Source organism: Arthrobacter phoenicis, from assembly GCF_047238215.1.
In the GTDB taxonomy this organism is placed as follows: Bacteria; Actinomycetota; Actinomycetes; order Actinomycetales; family Micrococcaceae; genus Arthrobacter.
Map to the genome: position 1 here is coordinate 3071196 of NZ_JBDFMK010000001.1, position 17981 is coordinate 3089176.

At 71.3% G+C, this 17981-nt stretch carries 16 protein-coding genes; 13 read left to right on the forward strand and 3 right to left on the reverse strand.

Annotated features, from left to right (window positions below; translation table 11 throughout):
- Positions 1-5: 5 nt before the first annotated feature.
- From ABC337_RS14420 to rdgB, 5 genes are all read left to right on the forward strand, one after another.
- Positions 6-560: a DUF2231 domain-containing protein gene (locus ABC337_RS14420; protein ID WP_412883394.1), complete on the forward strand. Its 555-nt coding sequence runs from the start codon at positions 6-8 to the stop codon at positions 558-560.
- A 71-nt stretch (positions 561-631) separates the two neighbouring features.
- Positions 632-1618, forward strand: coding sequence for a glutamate racemase (murI, locus tag ABC337_RS14425; RefSeq protein WP_412883393.1), 987 nt, complete (start codon positions 632-634; stop codon positions 1616-1618).
- Complete coding sequence (locus tag ABC337_RS14430; RefSeq protein WP_412883392.1) at positions 1615-2412, forward strand: MBL fold metallo-hydrolase; 798 nt, start codon at positions 1615-1617, stop codon at positions 2410-2412. The genes murI and ABC337_RS14430 overlap by 4 nt, the downstream gene beginning before the upstream one ends.
- Positions 2413-2445: 33 nt before the next feature.
- Entirely contained in the window at positions 2446-3204 is a 759-nt protein-coding gene (rph, locus tag ABC337_RS14435) for a ribonuclease PH (RefSeq protein ID WP_290257430.1), read from the forward strand.
- A complete protein-coding gene (gene rdgB, locus ABC337_RS14440; protein ID WP_412883391.1) occupies positions 3201-3851 on the forward strand; it encodes an RdgB/HAM1 family non-canonical purine NTP pyrophosphatase in 651 nt (216 codons plus the stop codon). The genes rph and rdgB overlap by 4 nt, the downstream gene beginning before the upstream one ends.
- A gap of 89 nt (positions 3852-3940) precedes the next feature.
- Here the strand turns inward: rdgB and ABC337_RS14445 are convergent, their stop codons facing one another.
- Positions 3941-4708 (reverse strand): VTT domain-containing protein, encoded by a 768-nt coding sequence (locus tag ABC337_RS14445; RefSeq protein WP_412884911.1) that lies wholly within the window; start codon positions 4706-4708, stop codon positions 3941-3943.
- Between the two features lie 68 nt (positions 4709-4776).
- Between ABC337_RS14445 and ABC337_RS14450 the strand changes: the two genes are divergently transcribed.
- Together ABC337_RS14450 and ABC337_RS14455 are read left to right on the forward strand one after the other, a co-directional pair.
- Positions 4777-5796 (forward strand): 3'-5' exonuclease, encoded by a 1020-nt coding sequence (locus tag ABC337_RS14450; protein ID WP_412883390.1) that lies wholly within the window; start codon positions 4777-4779, stop codon positions 5794-5796.
- Positions 5797-5869: 73 nt separating this feature from the next.
- A complete protein-coding gene (locus ABC337_RS14455) occupies positions 5870-6463 on the forward strand; it encodes a DUF4395 domain-containing protein (RefSeq protein WP_412893245.1) in 594 nt (197 codons plus the stop codon).
- Here the strand turns inward: ABC337_RS14455 and ABC337_RS14460 are convergent.
- Entirely contained in the window at positions 6450-7490 is a 1041-nt protein-coding gene (locus ABC337_RS14460; protein WP_412883388.1) for an ADP-ribosylglycohydrolase family protein, read from the reverse strand. The two genes, ABC337_RS14455 and ABC337_RS14460, sit on opposite strands and share 14 nt — an antisense overlap.
- 173 nt (positions 7491-7663) lie before the next feature.
- Between ABC337_RS14460 and ABC337_RS14465 the strand changes: the two genes are divergently transcribed.
- The 5 genes from ABC337_RS14465 to ABC337_RS14485 all read left to right on the forward strand — a co-directional run bounded on the left by ABC337_RS14465 (position 7664) and on the right by ABC337_RS14485 (position 15552).
- The gene (locus ABC337_RS14465; protein WP_412883387.1) at positions 7664-8653 is read left to right on the forward strand and encodes an MIP/aquaporin family protein; all 990 of its coding nucleotides are present in this window, start codon (positions 7664-7666) and stop codon (positions 8651-8653) included.
- Positions 8654-8730: 77 nt separating this feature from the next.
- Positions 8731-9903: an exonuclease SbcCD subunit D gene (locus ABC337_RS14470; RefSeq protein ID WP_412883386.1), complete on the forward strand. Its 1173-nt coding sequence runs from the start codon at positions 8731-8733 to the stop codon at positions 9901-9903.
- Positions 9900-12959, forward strand: coding sequence for an AAA family ATPase (locus ABC337_RS14475; RefSeq protein ID WP_412883385.1), 3060 nt, complete (start codon positions 9900-9902; stop codon positions 12957-12959). Before ABC337_RS14470 ends, ABC337_RS14475 begins: the two co-directional genes overlap by 4 nt.
- 136 nt (positions 12960-13095) lie before the next feature.
- Positions 13096-14469 (forward strand): MFS transporter, encoded by a 1374-nt coding sequence (locus ABC337_RS14480; protein ID WP_412883384.1) that lies wholly within the window; start codon positions 13096-13098, stop codon positions 14467-14469.
- 105 nt (positions 14470-14574) lie between these two features.
- A complete protein-coding gene (locus tag ABC337_RS14485; RefSeq protein ID WP_412883383.1) occupies positions 14575-15552 on the forward strand; it encodes an IS481 family transposase in 978 nt (325 codons plus the stop codon).
- 3 nt (positions 15553-15555) lie between these two features.
- Here the strand turns inward: ABC337_RS14485 and ABC337_RS14490 are convergent, their stop codons facing one another.
- Positions 15556-16269: an IclR family transcriptional regulator gene (locus ABC337_RS14490; RefSeq protein ID WP_412883382.1), complete on the reverse strand. Its 714-nt coding sequence runs from the start codon at positions 16267-16269 to the stop codon at positions 15556-15558.
- Positions 16270-16605: 336 nt separating this feature from the next.
- Between ABC337_RS14490 and ABC337_RS14495 the strand changes: the two genes are divergently transcribed.
- Complete coding sequence (locus ABC337_RS14495) at positions 16606-17940, forward strand: MFS transporter (RefSeq protein ID WP_412883381.1); 1335 nt, start codon at positions 16606-16608, stop codon at positions 17938-17940.
- Positions 17941-17981 lie beyond the last annotated feature (41 nt).

Sequence of the window (17981 nt, forward strand, 5' to 3'; positions counted from 1 at the left end):
CTGCCGTGGACGGACCTTCCCGCGACGAGTTTTCCCTCCCTCAGCGCCTTACCGGGGCCCTGGGCCGGAGTGCCGCGGCCGGCCGGATCGGTTCCGCGCAGGAGGCCATCTACGGCCCGGTCATGGACTGGGCGCGGCGCACCCCGCTGCACAGCGGGACCCTCGGCCACTCGGTCCATCCGATGCTCACCGACATCACCCTGGGCTGCTGGCTCAGCGCCGCGATCCTGGACGTGGCCGGCGGTCCCGCCTCCCGGCCTGCGGCCACGGTGCTGACCGCCGCGGGCCTCGCGGCGGCGGTTCCGACGGCGTTCGCCGGTGCCGCGGACTGGTCCGAGACGGAGGGGGAGGAGCACCGGATCGGTGCCGTCCACGCCCTCGGCACCGACGCCGCAACCTTTCTCTTCCTGGGCTCACTGATCGCTCGGCTGCGCGGCCGGCACGCCGCCGGGGTCCGGCTGGGTCTGGCCGGGAATGCGGTGGCCGCGGCCGCCGGATTCCTCGGCGGCCACCTGGCATTGAACCGCGGCACCGCCCGCCGTTCCGCCGCCGTCGTGTGATCCATCGCACACGAGTTGCTCGACACAATGTCATGGTCCGGCCCGGGGCGAAGCCCTATTCTCGTAGAACCATGACTTCAGCGAGCACGGACCCCGAGACCTCGGCACTGGCCGAACGCCCCATCGGCGTTTTCGACTCCGGCGTCGGCGGCCTCACGGTGGCACGCTCCATCATCGACCAGCTGCCCAATGAGTCCATCCTGTACGTCGGCGACACCGCGCACGGCCCCTACGGCCCGCTGCCGATCGCCGAGGTCCGGGCGAACGCCCTGGGCGTCATGGACGAACTGGTCGACTCCGGGGTCAAACTCCTGACCATCGCCTGCAATTCCGCCTCCGCCGCCGTGCTCCGCGACGCCCGCGAGCGTTACACCGCCCGCTACGGCATCCCCGTCATCGAGGTCATCCAGCCCGCCGTCCGCCGGGCCGTCTCCGCCACCCGCACCGGCCGCGTCGGCGTCATCGGCACCTCCGCCACGGTGGGCTCCCGCGCCTACGAGGACACCTTCGCCGCGGCACCGGACCTGCAGATCACCTCCGCGGCGTGCCCGGCCTTCGTGCCCTACGTCGAGGCCGGCATCACCACCGGCCCCGAGCTGCTCGCCGTGGCCCGCGAATACCTCGCCCCGCTGATCGCCGCCAAGGTGGACACCGTAGTGCTCGGCTGCACGCACTACCCGCTGCTGACCGGCGTGATCTCCTTCGTCATGGGCGAGGACGTCACGCTCGTGTCCAGCGCAGAGGAAACTGCCAAGGACGTCTACAGGGCCCTGGCCTCCCGCGGCCTGGAACGCGCCGGCAGCACCGCCCCGGAACACAACTTCATCGCCACCGGGGACGCCGCGCAGTTCGAACACCTCGCGCGCCGCTTCCTCGGCCCCGAGGTGCTCAGCGTCCGGCACGTGGACCACGTCGCGGCGCAGTACCCCACCGGCAGCCTGGCCCGCATCACCCCGGAAATGATCGCCGCCGCCCAGGCCGCCGTCGGCCGGCCCCGGATCTCCAACTTCGTCTCCTCCGCCGCGCAGGTGTCCCCGCCGCGGACCAGCGGCCTGTGAAGCTCACCATCGTCGGGTGCACCGGCTCGTTTCCCGGCCCCGGCTCGCCGGCGTCGTGCTACCTGCTGACCTCCGACGACGGCGAGCGGCGCTGGAAGGTGGTGCTGGACCTCGGCAGCGGGGCACTGGGCGCGATCCAGCGCTACACCGACCTCGAGGACATTGACGGCATCTTCCTCACCCACCTGCACCCGGACCACTGCATGGACCTCTGCGGCCTGCACGTGGCGGTGCGCTGGAGGCCGGGCGGCTGGGGCCGCGGGCGGATCCCCGTCTGGGGGCCGGCGGCGACGGCGGACCGGATGGCCACGGCCTACGGGCTGGACCTCGACCCGGGGATGCACGAGGAATTCGACTTCAGCAACTGGGCCGAACGGAGCCCGGTGACCATGGGGCCCTTCACCATCACCCCGTACGCGGTCAACCACCCCGTCGAGGAGGCCTACGCCCTGCGCGTGGAGGTCACCGAGCCGGACAAGGACGGCAACCCGGTGACCCGGGTGCTCAGCTACTCCGGCGACACCGACTCCTGCACCGGACTCGAGGACGCCGCGCGCGACGCGGACCTGTTCCTCTGCGAGGCGGCCTTCGAGGAGGGCCGTGACGACGGCATCAAGGACGTGCACCTGACCGGCAAGCGCGCCGGCGAGGCCGCCGTCGCCGCCGGCGCCCGCCGGCTGCTGCTCACGCACATCCCGGTCTGGACCTCGCACACGACCGTGATGGCCGAGGCGAAGGAGGTCTTCGGACCGCACGTCGCCGTCGCCGTTGCCGGGGTGCACTACACCGTCTGACCGGGCCGCCCGGCTGTCGATAAGCTAGGGAGCATGACTTCCGAAGCTCCCACTGCCCCCGTTCTCCGCGCCGACGGCCGGACCCCGGACCAGCTCCGCCCCATCAGCATCACCCGCGGCTGGTCCAACCAGGCCGAAGGTTCCGCGCTGATCGAATTCGGCAACACCCGGGTGCTGTGCACCGCCTCGCTGACCGAGGGCGTGCCCCGCTGGCTCAAGGGCGAGGGCCGCGGCTGGGTCACCGCCGAGTACGCCATGCTGCCCCGGGCCACGAACACCCGCTCCGCCCGCGAATCCGTCAAGGGCAAGATCGGCGGCCGCACCCACGAGATCTCCCGCCTGATCGGCCGCTCGCTGCGCTCCATCATCGATACCAAGGCCCTTGGCGAGAACACCATTGTGCTGGACTGCGACGTGCTTCAGGCTGACGGCGGCACCCGCACCGCGGCGATCACCGGCGCCTACGTCGCCCTCGCCGAGGCAATCCGCTACGCCCGCGAGAACAAGCTGATCGCCCGCAACGCCGAGCCGCTGACTGACACCATCGCCGCCGTCTCGGTGGGCATCATCGACGGCATCCCGATGCTGGACCTGCCCTACGTCGAGGATGTCCGCGCCGAGACCGACATGAACGTGGTGGTGACCGGCTCCGGCAAGTTCGTCGAGGTCCAGGGCACTGCCGAGGGAGCCCCGTTCGACCGGGACGAGCTTAACAAGCTGCTGGACCTGGCCCTGCTGGGCACCGAACAGCTCGCCGCGATCCAGCGCGAGACCCTGGCCGAGGCCCCGTGAGCGGCGGCGCGGCAGCACCTGTCCTCGTTCTCGCCACCCACAACCAGGGCAAGCTCCGTGAGCTCCGGGAGCTGCTCCGCGGGCAGATCCCCGGCCTGGACGTGGACACGCAGGTGGTGGACGCCGGCGCCGTCGGCGCTCCCGACGTCGTCGAATCCGGGGTGACGTTCGCCGAGAACTCGCTGCTGAAGGCCCGCGCCGTGGCGGAGGCCACCGGGCTGGTGGCGATCGCGGACGACTCCGGCCTGGCCGTGGACGTGCTTGGCGGGGCTCCAGGGATCTTCTCCGCCCGCTGGGCCGGCCGGCACGGCGACGACGCCGCGAACCTCGAACTGCTGCTGAACCAGCTCTCCGACGTTCCGGACGGCTTCCGCGGCGCCGCGTTTGTCTGCGCCGCCGCGCTGGCCGTTCCCGCCTCGGCTGCGGGGGAGGGCCGGGAAGTGGTGGAGTACGGACAGCTGGAGGGCACCCTGCTGCGCGAGCCGCGCGGCGCCGGCGGCTTCGGCTACGACCCGGTGCTGCAGCCGAGCGGGCTGGACCGAAGCTGCGCCGAGCTCAGCCCGGAGGAGAAGAACGCGATCAGCCACCGCGGGCACGCCTTCCGCGCGCTGCTGCCGGCGATCGTGGAGGCACTGGCCGGACGGTAGTCGGGTTTCAGCAGCATAAAAAAGGATGGCGCCCCACCTCGGTGGGGCGCCATCCTTTTGTTTTTTGACGGTTCAGGCTGCGGCGCGGGTCAGGGCGTCTTGCGCTCTTCCTCGGGCTCGTGCTCTTCGATGAATTCGTTGACGACGTCGGTGCCGTACTTCGCGGCCTGGCGCTTGGCGATCATGCCGCGGATGACCTCGATGGCGATCGGCACCACGGAGACCAGGACGATCAGGATGAAGATGATGTCCAGGTTGTCGCGGACCCACGGCACGGTGTCGCCGAGCAGGAAGCCCAGCAGCGTCACGCCGCCGCCCCACAGGGTCGCGCCGATCACGTTGTAGAGGAAGAACTTGCGCTTGCTCATCTGCGCCACGCCCACGATCACGGGGACGAAGGTGCGGATGATGGGCACGAAGCGGGCCAGGATCAGGGCCTTGCCGCCGTGCTTTTCGAAGAATGCGTGGGCGCTCTCGACGTTCTCGCGCTTGAAGAGCTTGGAGTCCGGTTTGTTGAAGATGGCCGGGCCGGCCTTGGAGCCGATCAGGTAGCCGGCCTGGTTGCCGATGATCGCGGAGACCACGATCAGGGCGGCGAAGGCCCAGATGTTGAACTGGATGGTGCCCGTGGCGACCAGCAGACCCGCGGTGAACAGCATGGAGTCACCGGGCAGGAAGAAGCCGATCAGAAGGCCGGTCTCGGCGAAGATGATGCCGCAGACCAGCAGGACGACCCAGGGGGCCAGGGCGGGATCGGCCAGGAAGACCTGGGGGTTGAGCCAATCGGGCAGGAACGAGGCCATGTGCGGCTGGACCGGGCCGGCGCCGCCGAGGGTGGACACGGCGAGGTCGTGCAGGGTATTAGGGTTCACACTCCAAGCGTACTTGAGAAGGGCCTGCGGGATCCGGCGGTAAAGTATGGGGCGTGGCTTTGGACTTTACGGCGATCGACTTCGAGACGGCGAACGGGTTCCGGGGATCCGCATGCTCGGTCGGCCTCAGCAAGGTCCGCAACGGCGTCGTGGTGGAGGAGGCGTCCTGGCTGATGCGGCCGCCCGCCGGCCACGACGTCTTCGACCACCACAACGTGCGCATCCACGGCATCCGGCCCGAGCACGTCGCCGGCCGGCCCCGCTTCGGTGAGCTCTTTCCGGAGATCGGCGCGTTCATCGGCGAAGACATCCTGGCGGCCCACAACGCCGCCTTCGACCTGGGCGTCATCCGGTCCGGCCTCGAAGTCTCCGGCCTGCCGGGGCCGGCCTACGACTACGTCTGCACCGTGATGCTCTCCCGCCGCTGCTACTCGCTGGTCTCCAACTCGCTGCCGTACGCGGCGGAAGAGGCGGGCGTGCCGCTGGTCAACCACCACGACGCCGCCGAGGACGCCCGCGCCTGCGCCGGGATCCTGATCGACATCGCGGCCCGCAACGGCGCCGCCAGCATCGCCGAACTCTACTTGTCCCTGGGGCTGACCGTGTCCCGGCAGCCGGCCTTCGACCCGCGGCGGGATCCGCTGTCCAAGGCCAGCCAGTCGGCGCTGGAAGCCCTCGCCGCCGGACAGGGCCCGGCAGTGACCCGCCCCTACCGCGCCGGTTGGCCGGAGGAGGGCGAGAATCCGCCGCCCAACCCGCTGGCCGAACCGGGGCACCCGCTCTTCGGCCAGACGGTGGTCTTCACCGGCGAACTGGCTATCCCGAGGCAGGAGGCCAAGGTGCGCTCGGCCGAACTGGGCGCAGCTCCCGAGAGCCGGGTGACCGGGCGCACCACGGTGCTGGTGGTGGGCGACGGCTTCGTCGCGGCGGACCTGCGCTCCGGCCGGCTGACGGGCAAGGCCCGGCGCGTGCTGGAGCTGCACCAGCGCGGCCAGCGCATCGAGGTCCTGTCCGAGGGTGAATTCCTGCAGATGGTGGGCGGCCACTCCGCCCCCGCGGCCCGGGCGGTCTGAGGGGATCTGTTCCGGCCGGCTTCACATGGCGCAACATTCATTTCGGCCCCGCGCCCGCGGCTTCTAGCCTTAAATGATGAGCAAACTGATCTCTTCACCGGCCCGCCCGGCCTCCCGGGGCCCGGTCAGCTTCGACACTGCTCAGGCGAACCTCGTCACCGTGCCGCCCGCCCGCGGCGGAGTGGAGTGGGGCCGGGTCTTCGCCTTCCCCAATCCCGTCAACGAATACTCCGCCCGCATCACGGCGGCGCTCGTGGTGCTGCTGTCCCTGGCGACCCTGCTCACGGGCTCCGGCTGGGGCCTGGCCGTAATCGCCGTCGGCTTCTGGCTGCGGGTGCTCTTCGGACCCCGGATCTCACCCTTCGGCATCCTCTCGGTCAAGGTGCTCACACCGGCGCTCGGCCGGAAGCGGCTGGTCCCGGGGCCGCCCAAGCGCTTCGCCCAGGGCATCGGCGCCGCCCTGTCGACGACGGCGGCCATCCTCTTCGCCACGGGCCTGGCGCCCGCCGCCTGGGTCCTGCTGGGCCTGCTGATCGTGGCGGCCTCGCTCGAGGCGTTCGCCGGCTTCTGCCTGGGCTGCGCCATCTTCGGCCTGCTGCAGCGCCGGGGACTCATCCCGGCCGATGTCTGCGAGGCCTGCAACAACGTCTCGTTCAGGCGCCGGTAACCGCCGCCAGCCGCTCGGCCATGCCCTTCACCAGCGCCACGGCCTCCGGTTCCGGGGCTTCCAGTTTCGCCAGCCAATCCGCCGGGAGGCCCGCCGCTCCGTAGTAGGCGCCCAGGAGGTAACCGGCGAGGGAGGCCGCGCCGGCCGCATCGTCCGCCCGCTCCGCCGCCGCGGTAACGGCCGCCCGGAAGTGGGTCCGGCCAGTCTCCGGGTCGCTGTCGTGGTGCGTGGCGTCCGGCGCTGTCGCCAAAACCGCCGACAGTGCTACGGCGAGGAGGCCCGCGGCGTCGCCGCCGCCGGCGGAGGCGGCAGAGATTTCCGGTGCCCGGAGTACCGCGGTGAGCGTTTCCAGCACGCCGGCGTCGGCGACCTCGCCGCGGGGGAGCGCGCCCCCGGCCAGATGGGTGACCGCCTGCCCGGCGGCCTCCGCCAGGCTTCCGCCGAGGGCCAGGGCCCGGATGGTGAGGCTCAGGACACCGGAGGTCTGCCGGGCGGAGGGGTGCCCGTGCGTGAGGGCGGCCGCATCGGCGCTGAGCTTGTAGACGGCAGCGGCGTCCACGTGCGGCACCAGGCCGAACGGGGCAGACCGGAGCAGGGCGCCGCCGCCGCGCGAGTCCGGGTTCAGCGGCCGCTGCACCGTTCCCATCTCGCCGGTGACCAGGGCGGCGACGGACTCCGGGTCGGGGGAGCGGGACTCCCGCGGCAGGCTGTGACCGTCAATCCAGCGCGGCGGCTGGAACGGGGCCGCCTCCGGCAGGGACATCCCCTGGGTGCCCAGCCAGCGCAGGTAGGCCAGCCAGAGGCAGGCGTTCGCGTCCGCCGCCACCCCCGAATTGGCCCACTCCAGTGCCTCCAGCAGCCCGTCCACCGTGTAGAGGGTCATCCGGGCGCGGCCGGAGAGGACGCCGGTTCCGCCCTTACCTGCGGCGCTGCCGCCGGATGCGCCCAGGGCGTCACCGAGGGCACCACCCAGCAGGCAGCCGTGGATGCGGGATTCGTGCGACGGGACCGGGGGCTGCTCGTTCATGGCTTCAAATTTACCGTCCCGGACCCACGTGCCTGACGCGGTTGCCGCGGCTGCCGCGGCCGTTGCCGCGTCTTCGCATGGCGCCGGTCATACGGCCCGGATCCAGCGAACGTCCAGACTTCGCTGGAAGACTGCTGGCGGCACCCGACCCGAAGCGAAGGAAACCCCACGAGATGACACACCCCGCGCCCGATGCCCGGCCCGCCGCCGTTCCGCTGTCCGACCAGGCACCTGCTGCTGTCCGGCCCGCCGCCGTCGGACGGCCGGGGCTGCTGGCCCGGTTGTCCGCCGAGGCACTGGGGACGCTGCTGGCGGTCGTGATCGGACTCGGCGTCCCAATGTTCGCGGTGCCGCAGTACAACCCGCTTCCGGCCCCGCTGGCCGCCGGCCTGGGCCTTACCGCGGCCATGCTGGCCTTCGGGTACCTCAGCGGCGGCCACTTCAACCCCGCCGTCACCGTGGGCCACATGATTGCCGGCCGGACCCGGCTGGTTGAGGGTGCTGCGTACGTGGCGGCGCAGCTGGTGGGTGCCTTGCTCGGTGCCCTGGCCCTCTTCGGCGTGCTGCGCACGGTGCCCAAGCTCAACGGCACCCAAAGCGCCTTCGACACGGTCGCCGCCGGCTTCGACTCCCGCTCGATCATCCAGGCCCCGATGCCCGGCGTCCTCCTGGTGGAGGTGCTCGGCGCGGCCCTGTTGGTGGCGGTCTTCCTCGGCACCAGCGCCGGCCGCAACCCCGCCCGGACCGCCGCGCCCTACGCCGTAGGCCTGAGCTATGCCGGCCTCCTGCAGCTGGGACAAAGCATCGGCAATACCCCCTTCAATCCCGCCCGTGCCACCGCCTCCGCGCTCTTCAGCAGCCCGGATGCCCTGGGCCAGCTTTGGCTCTTCTGGGTGGCCCCGCTGGTGGGCGCGGCGGTGGCCGGCCTGGTCTTCCGCGGGTTCTCCCAGGCTGCCGTCGGCGCCTCCGACGCCGTGGCCGCCGATTCGACCCCTGTGGTCGAGGACCCGGACGTCGTGGACCCGGAGGTTGAAGACCTGGAGGCCGCCGACCTGGAAGACGAGGGTACCGACGTCGTGAAGACCACGCCCACGGCGCCCGCGAAGGCTGCCCCTGCCCGCGCCGACGAGGCCCGCGACTTCTTCGACAAGCGCACGCCGTAAGCGGTCTCACACGCCGTTGTGTGCCCTCGACGCCGGGCCTGCGCTTGAGTGTCAGTGCCAGCCGTTAGCGTAGTTATATGCGGTTATTGCACACCTCGGACTGGCATCTGGGCCGGTCGTTCCACGGCGTCGGAATGCTTGAAGCGCAGCGGTCCTTCGTCGACCAGCTGGTCGCCTTCGTCCGCGACGAAAAGGTCGACGTCGTCCTCATCGCGGGCGACGTGTACGACCGGGCGCTGCCCGGCGTCGATGTCGTCGGGCTCCTGGACGACGCCCTGGTGCGGCTGACCGACGCCGGTGCCGCGGTGATGCTGACCAGCGGCAACCACGACTCCGCCATCCGGCTCGGCTTCGCCTCCCGGCTTTTGGAACGCGGCGGCGTGCACCTGCGGACCCGGCTGGACGACCTCGCCACGCCCCTGCTGCTGCCGCTTAGCGACGACGACGCCGGCCCGCAGCTGGCCATCTACGGCATCCCCTGGCTGGAACCCCGGCTGGTCGCGGGCGCCCTCGGCGTCGACACGGCCAGCCACTTCGAGGTGACCCGTGCCGCCACGTCCCTGGTCCGCACCGACCTCGCCACCCGGGCCGCCGGGCGCACTGTCCACTCCGTCGTACTGGCCCACACCTTCGCCAGCGGCGGGATCAGCTCCGACAGTGAGCGCGACCTGAGCATTGGCGGCGTCGGTGCGGTGCCGCTGGACCTGTTCGACGGGTTCTCCTACGTGGCCCTTGGCCACCTGCATGGCCGGCAGGAGCTTTCCCCGGCCGTCCGCTACTCCGGATCGCCCCTGGCCTACTCCTTCTCCGAGGCCCGGCACCGCAAGGGCGGCTGGCTGGTGGACATCACGGCCGACGGCGTGGACAGCGTCACGGAGGTGCACTGGAAAGCCCCGCGCGAGCTCGCGGTGCTTCGCGGGACGCTTGAGGAGCTGCTCGCCGACGAAGGGCTGGCGTGGGCCGAGACGGCGTACTGCCAGGTGACGCTCACGGACGCCCAACGCCCCGCCCAGGCCATGGAACGGCTGCGCGCCCGCTTCCCGGATACCCTTGTGCTCGGCTTCGACCCCGAGGGCGCCAAGGACTCACCCAAGACCAGCTACAGCAGCCGGCTTGCCTCCGCCGTCGACGACCTCTCCGTCTGTTGCGGCTTCCTGGAGCACGTCCGCGGCCGGAGCGCGGACGAGGCCGAAGCGGCCGTCCTTGCCGAGGCACTCGAAGCGGTCCGGCTGGAAGGGGTATCCCGATGAGGATCCACCGCCTGGAAATCTCGGCGTTCGGCCCCTTCGCCGGCACGGAAGAAATCGACTTCGACCGGCTCAGCGCCCATGGCCTGTTCCTGCTCAACGGTGCCACCGGCGCCGGCAAAACCAGCGTCCTCGACGCCATCTGCTTCGCCCTCTACGGCTCCGTTCCGGGGGCCCGGCAGGAGGGCAAGCGGCTGCGGAGCGACCACGCCGAGGCGGGAGCCGAACCGCGGGTCACCTGCGAATTCTCGGCCAAGGGGCGGCACTTCGAGGTCTCCCGCACCCCGGCCTGGAACAAGCCCAGCGCCCGGGGCAAGAACGGCTTCACCGAGCAGAAGGCGAACACCCTGCTCCGGGAGCGGGTGGACGGCACCTGGGTGGAGAAGTCGGGCCGCAACGACGAGGCCGGGGCTGAGATCACCGCCCTCCTGGGCATGGACCGGGACCAGTTCACCCGGGTGGTCATGCTTCCGCAGGGGGACTTCGCCGCGTTCCTGCGGTCCAAGGCCGCGGACCGCCTGGCCCTCCTGCAGAGCCTGTTCGGGACCCAGCGGTTTGAGGCCGTCGAACAGGAGCTCGGCCGGAAGGCAGCAGCCGCCCGGGCCGAGGTCGAGACCCTCAACGGGGAGCTGGCGCTGCTCGTGGCCCAGGCCGGCACCGAAGCCGCCGGGCTTGGGATTGAACCCGACGGCGGTTCGGAAGACGTTTCGCAGGACGACCCCGCCGCGCTGCTGGACTGGTACGGCCGCGAGGCGGAAGCGGCCGGCGCTGCCCGCCGCGCCGCCGCCGGGGACGCCGATGCCACCGCCGCCGACCTGTCCGCCCGTGCGGAATCTCTCGCGGCCCGGGCCGCCCGCCAGGCGCGCCTCACGGCCGCCCGGCAGCGGCGGGAGCTGGCCGAGGCGGCTGCCCCGGACCTGCGCACCGCCGAAGAGCGGCTTGCCCGGCACCGTAAGGCGGAAGTCCTGGGCGGACACCTAGAGACCCTCGACGGCGCCACCGCCGCCGAGGACCGCGCCGGGGAAGCGGCCACGGCTGCGGCTACCGTCCTGCACGCCGCAGCTGCCACCGATCCCGAACTGGCGGCGTTGCCCGGCCTGGCCCCGGACCAGGGCGGACCCGACCCCGCCGCGCTCCGCTCCGGCGTGACCCGGCTGCGCAGCCTCCGGGCCGTCCTGGCCGAACGGATGCCGGATGAGGAACGGCTCGCCGCGCTGCGCACGCGCTCCGTGGGCCTGCACCGGGACGTTGAACGGCTCACCGACGCCGGTACAACCACCGCGGCGCGGCTGGAAGCGCTCCGGGCGGACGCCCTCGGGCTCCGGCACGTCCTGGCCCCGCTCGAGGAGGCGGCGGCCGATCTCCAGCTCCGGGTCAAGGAAGCCGACGCGGCCGACGAACTCGTGGCCGTCGTGAAGCGGCACGCCGCGGCCGCGGAGGACTGCGACCGGCTGGCCGAGCGGCGCCGCGTGGCCCGCGATACCCACCAGGACCGCCGCCAGGCCTGGCTGGACCTCCGCGAGGAGCGCCTGGCCAACGCCGCCGCGGAACTGGCCGCACAGCTGCACCCGGGGGAGCCCTGCGCTGTCTGCGGCAGCCCGGACCACCCCGCCCCGGCACCGCTGGGGGCCTCCGCGCTGACCATGGCCGACGCCGAGAAGGCCGCCCAGGCCGCCGCCGAGGCGGCCGAAGCGGTGCTCGCGGACCTCGACCGCGAACTCGCCGACGCCCGCCAGCACCTTGCCGTCCTCGCCGCCCAGGGCGGGGATGCAGCCCTCGAAGACGCGCTGACTGAGGCCGGGCGCGCCCGGGACCGGGCCGCGGAGGCAACGAAAGCAGCCGCAGACCTCGACGCCGCCCGGAACCGCTGCGAGGGGCTGGACGAGGAGATCTCCGCCCTCGAGGACGCGCGGGAGGATTCCGCCGCCGAGCTGGCCCGGACCCGTGCCGCCGTCGTCGAGGTGGACTCCCAGGCCGCCGAGCTCGACGCCACCCTGCTGGACCTCCGAAGCGGGCACCCCGGACTGGCCGGCCGCATCGCCGCCGTGGACTCGGCCGTTGCCCTCCTCGAAGACGCCGACGCGGCCGCCGTCAGCCTGGCGCAGGCACGGTCCCGGACCGCGGAGGCCCGGGAGCGGCTGGAGCAGGCCCTGCCCGCCGCCGGGTTCGACTCTGCCGACGCCGCACGGGAGATGCTGCTGTCCGCCCGGGACGCCGCCGACCTGGAAGCCGCCGTGCGTGCCGGACGGGACGAAACCGCGCGCCTCGAGGAACTGTTCGCGGGGGAGGACCTGGTCCTGGCGGCCGCGGAACTCGCCGACCAGGGACCGGTCCCGGCCGGTGCCCTCGAGCAGCTCAGGTCCGAGTCCGCCGCGGCGCTGGATGTGGCCCGGGACGCCGGGGTGTCCGCCGGTCTGGCCGCCTCCTCGGCACGGACCCTGGCCGGACTCCGGTCCCGCTACAGCGAACTGGCCGAGGCCGGCCGGGAACCGCGGGAGCGGGCGGCGCTGCTGACCGCCGTGGCCGAGGCTGCCCGTGGCGGCGGCGACAACAGCTACCGCATGAGCCTGAACAGCTACGTTCTGGCCGCCCGGCTGGAGCAGGTGGCCGACGCGGCCTCCGAGCGGCTGATCGGCATGAGCGATGGCCGGTACACGCTCCAGCACACCGACGCGAAGGCCTCCCGCGGGCAGAAGTCCGGCCTCGGGCTGGAAGTCGTGGACCTCTGGACCGGGCAGCGGCGGGACACCGCCACCCTCTCCGGCGGCGAATCCTTCATGGCGTCGCTGTCGCTCGCCCTGGGACTGGCCGACGTGGTGCAGATGGAATCCGGCGGCGTGGACGTCGAGACGCTCTTCGTGGACGAGGGCTTCGGCAGCCTGGACGAGCAGTCTCTGGAGCAGGTCATGGATGCCCTCGAGGGTCTCCGGGACGGCGGCCGGGTGGTGGGCCTGGTCAGCCACGTCGCCGAGATGAAGCAGCGGATCACCACCCAGCTGCAGGTAGTGAAGGGCCGGAACGGTTCCACCCTGCATATCTCCGACGAGGTGCCCGCCTAAGCCCGGCCGGGAGCTGCCCCCCGAACGCCGTCCCGGGTGAGGCCACGGCAGGTGCCGCCCGATATACTGGGACGGTCACCGGGTCGCGCGCATCGGGAGGGGGGACGATGCGCACCTCTTAGCGAACCCGGAAACCATGAACCCCTCAGCCTCATCGACGCCTCACGCGTCCCCGGATGCCTCCGCGCCCGACGCCGGCCCGGCATCAGCAGCGGCCCACGCTGCCCAGGTCGAACTCCCGCCCCAGGCTCAGGCCCCGGAGCGCGGCGGCCGGTTCGCCCGGCTCCCCATCCTCGCCGGGCGCGGCTTCATCCCCCTGGGCCTTGCCGCCCGCCTGCCCCTGGCCATGCTCACCGTCGGGGCGCTCACCCTCGTCACCGCGGTCACCGGCTCCTACGCCGTCGGCGGTGCCGCGGCAGGCGCCGTCGGAATCGGGTCCGCGGCCGGCGCCCCCGTCTTCGGCGCGCTCGCAGACCGGCTCGGCCAGCGGCGCGTCCTGATCGTCGCCGCCCTGCTGAACGCCGCAGCCGTGACCGCCCTGATCCTCGCCGCCTACCTGGTGCCCGACGCGCGTGACGTTGCCGCCGCTGTGCCGGTCCTCGCCGCCGCCCTGATCGCCGGCGCCAGCTGCCCCCAGGTGGGACCGCTCGCCCGGGTCCGCTGGATGGCCCTGACCTCAGGCCGGGACGGCCGGCCCGGGGACCTCGACACGGCACTGTCCTACGAGAGCACCGCCGACGAGATCACCTTCGTGCTCGGCCCCGCGCTCGTGGGCATCATCGCCAGCCTGCTCAGCCCCTGGCTGCCCCTGGCCATCGCCGCGGTCCTGACCCTGGCCCTGGTGCCCGCTTTCGCCGTCCACCCCACGCACCTCGCCGTGCCCCGCACCCGCCGGACGCAGGAGCCCGGGATCCCCACCGCCGCGGCACAGGCCTCCACGGCGGCCCGGCTCCGGGCCGCCGTCACGATTGCCGTGCCGGTGCTGGCCATGGTCTGCATGGGGACCTTCTTCGGCGCCACGCAGACCTCGCTGAGCTCCTTCTCCGCCGGGTTCGCCGGCTCCGAACTGGCCGGCCTGCTCTATGCCGTGATGGGCCTGAGCTCCGCCGCGGCCGCCCTGTCCGTGGCGTACTGGCCGCGGCGGATCGGGCTCCGCACCCGGTGGCTGGCCTGCGCGGGCCTGATGACGGCCCTGGCGCCGCTGCTGTTGCTGCCCGATTCCCTGCCGCCGATGATCGTGGTGTTGCTGGTCCTCGGGCTGCCGGTGGGGCCGCTGATGGTCACCGTCTTTGGCATCGGCGGCCTGGTGGCGCCGGCAGGGCGGCTCGGGACCGTCATGACCGCGCTGGCCAGCGGGATTGTCGCCGGCACGGCCATCGGCTCCTCGGTGGCCGGCCAACTGGCGCAGACCGCCGGCTACTCCACGGCGTTCATCGTGCCGGTCTGCGCGGCCGGTGCCCTGTTCCTGCTGGGCACCGCTGCCGCCGTCGTCCTTCGCCGGCAGCCCTAGGTGTAGTTCACACGGAGGTTGTGAACAGCGTGGCTTGATGTAAAGAGCGAGAGCCTCCGGTATCGATTTGGGTTACCACACTCATCTCGACGCCAGGAGGCTCTCGTGTCCTACGTTACCCATGCCAACGCAGACCTGACACCCAGGGCCAGGGGAAAGCTCGCACGGCTGGTCATCGAGCAGGACTGGACTCTGCGCCGCGCCGCAGAACGGTTCCAGTGCTCGCCGGCCACGGCCAAGAAATGGGTGGACCGGTACCGGGCCTGCGGCGAGGACGGCATGGCTGACATGTCATCGCGACCTCACCGGAGCCCGAACCGCACCAACACCCGCACTGAGCGGCGGATCCTGGCGCTGCGCTTCACCCGCCGCTGGGGACCCCACCGGATCGCGGCCCACCTACACCTTGCCCGCTCGACGGTAGGCAAGGTCCTGGCCCGGTACCAGATGCCCCGACTGGCCTGCCTTGACCAAAGCACCGGCCTGCCCGTGCGCAAGCCTGCGCCACGACGCTACGAACACGACCATCCCGGGGACCTGATCCACGTGGACATCAAGAAACTTGGGCGCATCCCACAAGGCGGCGGGCACCGCACCCTGGGCCGGGCGCTGGGCCGCAGGAACCGCCGCGCAGGGACCGGCTACGCCTACCTGCACCACGCCGTGGATGACCACTCGCGGCTCGCATACTCAGAAATCCTCACCGACGAAAAGAAGGAAACCGCCGCAGCGTTCTGGCTCCGCGCGACCGCGTTCTTCGCAGCCCACGGAATTGCCGTCAAAGCCGTGCTCACCGATAACGGGGCCTGCTACCGTTCCAGAGCCTTCGCCGCCGCACTGGGCCCGCACATCAAGCAACGCCGGACCCGCCCCTACCGGCCCCAAACCAACGGCAAGGTAGAACGCTTCAACCGGACCCTCGCCACGGAATGGGCATACGCCCGGCCCTACACATCAGAAACCGAACGGGCAGCCACCTACCCAGACTGGCTCCACCACTACAATCACCACAGACCCCATACCGGCATCGGAGGCAAAACCCCCATCAGCCGCGTTCACAACCTCCGTGGGAACTACACCTAGGGCTCAGCCCAGCTGGGCCTCGATCCGGGCGGCACCGGCGGTGAGGGCCGCGGCCACCTCGGCGGGATCCTGCGCGGCCCTGAGGTACACCACGGCCAAGGCCGCCGGCCGGCCGCCGGGCACGCGCACCGGGACGGCCAGCGAGGAGACGCCCGGGATGACCTCGTCGTGGCTGGCGGCGTAGCCAAGCCGGCGGGCCGTGGCGGCCTCGGTCCGGTACGGCACTGCCGGTGCCAGGGCACGCCATTCCTCCTCCGTATAGGCGGACTGGATGGCGATCCCGGGCGCGCCGGCGTTGATCGGGTGCCGGGATCCCGGGTGCTGGACGACGGCGGGGCCGGCATGGCGCGGATCGACAGTGACCAGCGTGACGCAGTCCTCCCGGTCCCAGACCGCCAGGAAGGCACTCATGGCCAGGGCGTTGGCCAACTGGGTCAGTTCCGGCAGGGCCGCCGTCTGCAGGTTGCGGGACACTCCGCGCGCCAGGACGGCCAGGCCCGGCCCGGGCTGGACCCGTCCGGCGTCGTCGCGGACCAGCAGGGAATGGTCCTCAAGGGTCCGCAGGATCCGGTAGGCCACCGAGCGGTGGACCCCCATGGCAACGGCCAGCTCCGCGATGGTCATGGGTTCCGGGGCGTCCGCGAGGATCTCCAGCGCGCGGATGCCGCGGGAGAGGGTCTGGGACGGGGGCGCCTGGACGCCGGCGTTGGGGGTCATATGCCCATCCTAAATTTGCACGGCTCCTAAGTTCGCGCGGCCCGCTCCTGCGGCGCTGCGGTGGTGGACCGCAACGGGGTGCCGGGACGGGCGCCCCTTGTGCGCGGGGTCACAGTGAAGTAGCGTGTGACAACAGTGTTCCATATATGAACAGCAAGTTCAACTATAGAACAGCACACCGACCGATGTCGGTTCGTCATCAACCGGAAATGTGTGCCTCATCACAACTTTTGTAGTAGGCTCACGGTACTAACTGACCGTTCGATCAGTAAATCGGTAGGCACAGCAACACTTAGCACCCACTGGCAGTACCTCTGCCCCAGCAACGGAGTTCCAATGACCGCAACTTCAACCGTCGATTCAGCGGCGGGCCCCAGCACTAAACATGAGGAACGCAAGGTCCTCGCCGGGACGCTGGTCGGTACCACCATCGAGTGGTACGACTTCTTCATCTTCGCCCAACTGACAGCAACGCTGCTGTCCCCGCTCTTCCTCGCCCCGCTCAACGCCTCCAACCCGGGCCTGGCCCAGATCCTCTCGTTCGCGTTGATCGGCATCAGCTTCCTGTTCCGTCCCCTCGGCGCGATCATCGCCGGCCACCTCGGCGACCGCCTCGGCCGCAAGGCAATGCTGGTCTTCACCCTGGTGATGATGGGTGCAGCCACCGCCCTGATCGGCGTCCTGCCCACCTACGCGCAGATCGGTTTCTGGGCCCCGGTCCTGCTGATCCTGCTGCGCGTCATCCAGGGCTTCTCCGCCGGCGGCGAATGGGGCGGCGCAGCCCTGATGGCCGTCGAGCACGCCCCGGTCAGCCGCCGCGGACTGTTCGGCGCCTACCCGCAGATCGGTGTCCCGGTCGGCATGATCCTCGCCACCGGCCTGCTCTACTTCCTCAACACCGGCATGTCCAAGGAAGACTTCGCCAGCTGGGGCTGGCGGGTGCCGTTCCTGCTCTCCATCGTGCTGATCGTCGTCGGCTACCTGATCCGCCGTGCCGTGGCCGAAAGCCCGGTCTTCAAGGAGATGCAGGAGCGCAAGGAGGAAAGCAAGGCCCCGCTGGGCGAGCTCGTCCGCAAGCACAAGAAGGCCGTCCTCTACTCGACGCTGATCTTCATCGGCAACAACGCCGCCGGCTACCTGCTGATCGCCTTCTTCATCTCCTACGCCACCAAGACCCTGAAGATGCCCACCCCGCAGATCCTGCTGGCCACCACGCTGGCGTCCTTCGGCTGGCTCATCTTCACCCTGGTCGGCGGCTGGCTCTCGGACAAGATCGGCCGGGTCAAGACCTTCCTGATCGGCTACGCGATCGTCTTCGCCTGGATGATCCCGATGTTCGCGCTGATCGACACCAAGGACATCATGCTGTACGGCATCGCGCTGTTCGTCCTCACGGTGGGCCTGGGCCTGTCCTATGGTCCGATGTCCGCGATGTACGCCGAGATGTTCCCGGCCAACGTCCGCTACTCGGGCATCTCCATCGGCTACGCCTTCGGCGCGATCCTGGGCGGCGCCTTCGCGGCCACCATCGCCGAGGCCCTGCTGCAGGGCACCAAGTGGACCGGATCGATCGGTATCTACATCATGATCCTCTGCGTCATCTCCGCCGTCGGCGTCGTGCTGGCCAAGGAAACCAAGGGACGCCCGCTGGGCGTCAGCAGCCACCACTAGGCCGCGGCTGCCGGCAGGCAGCACCACACCGCGCGGGGTCA